Consider the following 219-nt stretch of genomic DNA (forward strand, 5'->3'; position numbering starts at 1 on the left):
CGGCGTCGTCCGTGTTAAGGGCCGCCAGTTCCGCATCCGTGGCAAAGGTACCGTCAAGGTCCTGGCTCAATGTGCCACCGGCATCGGTCACCGTTATCGAGGTGCCCGTCAGGCCCACGGCCGTGTTCAGTTCGTTCGTGGGGTCCGCATCGGCGTCGTCCGTGTTCAGCGCTGCAAGTTCGGCATCCGTGGCAAAGGTACCGTCAAGGTCCTGGCTCA

The 219-nt window shown here is 63.5% G+C and carries 1 protein-coding gene; it reads right to left on the reverse strand.

What is annotated here, in order from left to right; all coding sequences use genetic code 11:
* A partial coding sequence (locus tag GTQ34_RS16675; protein ID WP_208103925.1) for a hypothetical protein occupies nt 1–219 on the reverse strand: 219 nt, incomplete at both ends.

This window comes from Flagellimonas ochracea (assembly GCF_009903685.1).
GTDB lineage: Bacteria > Bacteroidota > Bacteroidia > Flavobacteriales > Flavobacteriaceae > Flagellimonas > Flagellimonas ochracea.